The sequence below is a fragment of the Paenibacillus sp. LHD-38 genome, assembly GCF_031157315.1.
Lineage (GTDB): Bacteria > Bacillota > Bacilli > Paenibacillales > Paenibacillaceae > Pristimantibacillus.
Window position 1 is genome coordinate 1 of record NZ_JAVIFU010000112.1, and the last position, 3,613, is coordinate 3,613.

Sequence of the window (3,613 nt, forward strand, 5' to 3'; positions counted from 1 at the left end):
CCGGCATGCAACAACAGGCTCATCTCGCTTTTACTTTTCTTCCATTATACAACAAACCCAGTACCAACAGGGTACTGGGCTCCATTTTACAGAAACTGTATTCGTTTTGCAGGGCTCTCTCATTGACGAGAGCTTTTTTTTTCGTCATTATGGAGATATACCATTTTTAGTCCGGAGGTTCGACATAATGCATACAATGGAAGACATTATACGACGCATGTCTAGTCAAGGATTGAGAATAACGGATCAAAGAAAAACGCTGGCTAAGCTGTTTTCGGAGACTCAGGGCTATTTGGCACCTAAAGAAGTCTATGAATATATGGGGAAATCCTATACAGGGCTCAGCTTTGATACTGTATATCGCAATCTTCGCGTCATGGAAGAGCTAGGCGTTTTGGAGCAGGTCATTTTCGAAGATGGCGGTAAGTTCAAACTGCACTGCAGAGAGAATGACCATCATCATCATATGATTTGCCTGCAATGCGGCATGACGTATCCGATCACATTTTGCCCGATGGAACAAACCAGCGTACCCGATGATTTCCGCGTGGTGAAGCATAAATTCGAGGTGTTTGGCTATTGCAAAGCCTGTATTCAAGAAGAGTCCGCGGTTAGCCAAGCTTAATGTCAAAAAAACGAGTCATGCGAAGAGTGACCCAGGCTCCGATCCATTTCTACCGCAAAGTTATTTCGCCACTCATACCTCCTTCCTGCCGCTTCTATCCGACCTGTTCGATGTATGCGCTTGAGGCTATCGAAAAGCATGGGGCAGCCAAGGGGTCCTGGCTTGCGGTCAAACGAGTTGCCCGCTGTCACCCGTTTAACGCCGGGGGATACGACCCCGTACCGCCAGTCAACGAAGAGAGGGCAGATGCTCCTTGACAGGGAGGGGCATATTTCGGTATATTTTGATTAATAAAGGGTTAAAATGAATTCTAGGTTTCTTTATATATCCGTGGAACGGATAAGTATAATAGCAGAACCTTCGTAGAGAGCCGGGATTTATGGTGCAAGCCGGTAAGGGAAACTATTAGAAAATGGTCCGGGAGGATTCGCTTTCGAGCTGCAGCAGCATTAGGGGCTGGCAAGGGAGCGACGCGAAGCTAGCGTTATCGGCGTTAGCCGCCCAGCAGGCGGCACACGAAGCTTTCTTGAAATGTCGGTGAAAACGGTCATTTCCTGATTGAAATTTGGGTGGTACCGCGTGAGTTCAAACTCTCGTCCCATTATGGACGGGAGTTTTTTGCGTTTTTTTTAACAAAATTAGGATGGGGGACTTCTGATGACTAAAAATAATACTTTTTACATTACGACGCCAATTTATTATCCAAGCGATAAGCTACATATCGGCCATGCCTATACGACGGTGGCCGGCGATGCAATGGCACGTTACAAGCGGCTTCGCGGCTTTGACGTATGGTACCTGACTGGAACGGATGAGCATGGTCAGAAGATTGAACGCAAAGCGAAGGAGAAGGATCAAACTCCTCAGCAATTTGTAGACGATATCGTGGTAGGCATAAAGGATCTCTGGGAAAAGCTTGAAATCTCTAATGATGATTTCATCCGTACAACCGAGGAACGCCATAAGTCTATCGTGGAAAAAATATTCGCGCAGTTTGTGGAGCAGGATGACATTTATAAAGGAACCTATGAAGGCTGGTACTGTACGCCTTGCGAATCGTTTTTCCTAGAACGTCAGCTCGACGACGGGAAATGCCCTGACTGCGGCCGACCGGTCGAACTCGTGAAGGAAGAGAGCTATTTCTTCCGCATGAGCAAATATGCCGATCGTTTGCTGCAGTATTACGAGGATAATCCGGATTTCATACAGCCGGAATCGCGTAAAAATGAAATGATCAACAATTTCATAAAACCTGGTCTTGAGGATTTAGCTGTATCACGGACGACGTTCGATTGGGGCGTAAAGGTTCCTGGAGATCCAAAGCATGTCATTTACGTGTGGATAGACGCCTTGTCGAACTATATAACGGCGTTAGGTTATGGCAATGAAGGCGGCGATCAAAAGTTCCGTGATTTCTGGCCTGCTGATGTTCATTTGGTTGGGAAAGAAATCGTTCGTTTCCACACGATTTATTGGCCAATCATGCTGATGGCGCTCGATTTGCCGCTACCTAAGAAAGTGTTTGCCCATGGCTGGCTTCTAATGAAGGATGGCAAAATGTCAAAATCCAAAGGGAATGTCGTTGATCCGGTCATGCTGATTGAGCGTTATGGCCTGGATGCCCTTCGTTATTACCTTTTGCGCGAGGTGCCATTCGGTGCCGACGGGACATTCACGCCGGAAAATTTTGTTGAGCGCATTAATTTTGATTTGGCAAACGACCTCGGCAACCTGCTTAATCGGACGATTGCGATGATCGATAAATATTTTGAAGGCGTTGTTCCGGCTTTTGCCGGCGTAGTGACGGATTTTGATGAATCCTTGCAGAAGCTGACTGGTGAAACGATAGACCAGGTTGAAGCCGCCCTTGAAAATATGGAGTTTTCTGTAGCTCTGGCCTCGTTGTGGCAGCTTGTAAGCCGTACGAACAAATATATCGATGAAACGCAGCCGTGGGCTTTGGCTAAGGATGAGGCTAAAAATGCTGAACTGGCATCGGTCATGCATCATCTTGCAGAATCACTGCGTATTGTTTCTATTTTGCTTCAGCCGTTCTTGACCCATTCCCCGCGGGAAATGTGGAAACAGCTAGGTCTGGTACAAGGCGAATTAACGACATGGGAGAGCACCAAGCAATTTGGTTCCCTGCCAGGCGGAACGAAAGTAATTAAAGGTTCGCCGTTGTTCCCGCGCCTGGATACGTTAGAGGAGTCTGCATTTATCGCTGCTGCGATGGGCGGGGGCACTCAGCCTGATCAGTCTGCCGAGCAATCGGTCGCTGCAAGTGCGGAAACAAAAGCACCAAATGAAGCTTCGCAAGCTCCAGTTGAGACCAAAGAAGAAATCGCAATTGATGACTTTGCTAAGGTTGAGCTGCGCGTTGCGCAGGTTATTGCTGCAGAACCCGTTCACAAGGCGGATATGCTGCTCAAGCTTCAGCTGGATCTTGGATTTGAGCAAAGACAGGTCGTATCCGGCATAGCAAAGTTTTACACGCCGGAGCAAATGGTCGGTCGGAAAGTCATTTGCGTAACGAACTTAAAACCCGTTAAGCTGCGCGGTGAATGGTCGCAAGGAATGATTCTTGCTGCATCGCATGGTGATCAACTGACGCTTGCAACTGTGCCGGATGATATGCCAAACGGAGCAGTAGTGAAATAAATGCAACAAAACTCGTAAAATCACCAACAGGGGTGTTCCAAATGTCATGATGACAAAGGAACACCTCTTTTTTCTATCCAAATTCCACACGCTTGAAGCTCTCAATCATAAATCTCCTTCATTTAGTCAATACAGATAATCAAAATAAATAAGAAAGAAGTATCCGGCAATAGGCGTTGCAGCAGAAATAAATATCGATTGAACAGGGTGTCAATCGTCTGTGAAAATGTCACTTTAACTGTTCGATGAAAATGTCACTTGCTAAAATGGAGGCCGCCCTTACCAGGAGGCCTCTGAAAAACCGTTGTGCTGTGAATACATAGCATC

General features: G+C 46.7%; 3 protein-coding genes and 1 other annotated feature. All 3 genes read left to right on the forward strand.

All coding sequences use genetic code 11. The features are described 5' to 3' along the window. The first annotated feature begins 187 nt into the window (after positions 1-187). On the forward strand, positions 188-625 hold the full coding sequence (locus tag RCO25_RS34375) for a Fur family transcriptional regulator (RefSeq protein WP_309000532.1): 438 nt from the start codon (positions 188-190) through the stop codon (positions 623-625). Between the two features lie 17 nt (positions 626-642). Next, positions 643-882 (forward strand): membrane protein insertion efficiency factor YidD, encoded by a 240-nt coding sequence (gene yidD, locus RCO25_RS34380; protein ID WP_309000533.1) that lies wholly within the window; start codon positions 643-645, stop codon positions 880-882. A gap of 65 nt (positions 883-947) precedes the next feature. Further along, positions 948-1,229, forward strand: a binding site (T-box leader). Between the two features lie 53 nt (positions 1,230-1,282). Next, complete coding sequence (gene metG, locus RCO25_RS34385; RefSeq protein WP_374992221.1) at positions 1,283-3,286, forward strand: methionine--tRNA ligase; 2,004 nt, start codon at positions 1,283-1,285, stop codon at positions 3,284-3,286. Positions 3,287-3,613: the final 327 nt, after the last annotated feature.

Coding starts and splice junctions, on each gene's coding strand:
- RCO25_RS34375 (WP_309000532.1), top strand. CDS start 188: ATGCATACAATGGAAGACATTATACGACGCATGTCTAGTCAAGGATTG.
- yidD (WP_309000533.1), top strand. CDS start 643: ATGCGAAGAGTGACCCAGGCTCCGATCCATTTCTACCGCAAAGTTATT.
- metG (WP_374992221.1), top strand. CDS start 1,283: ATGACTAAAAATAATACTTTTTACATTACGACGCCAATTTATTATCCA.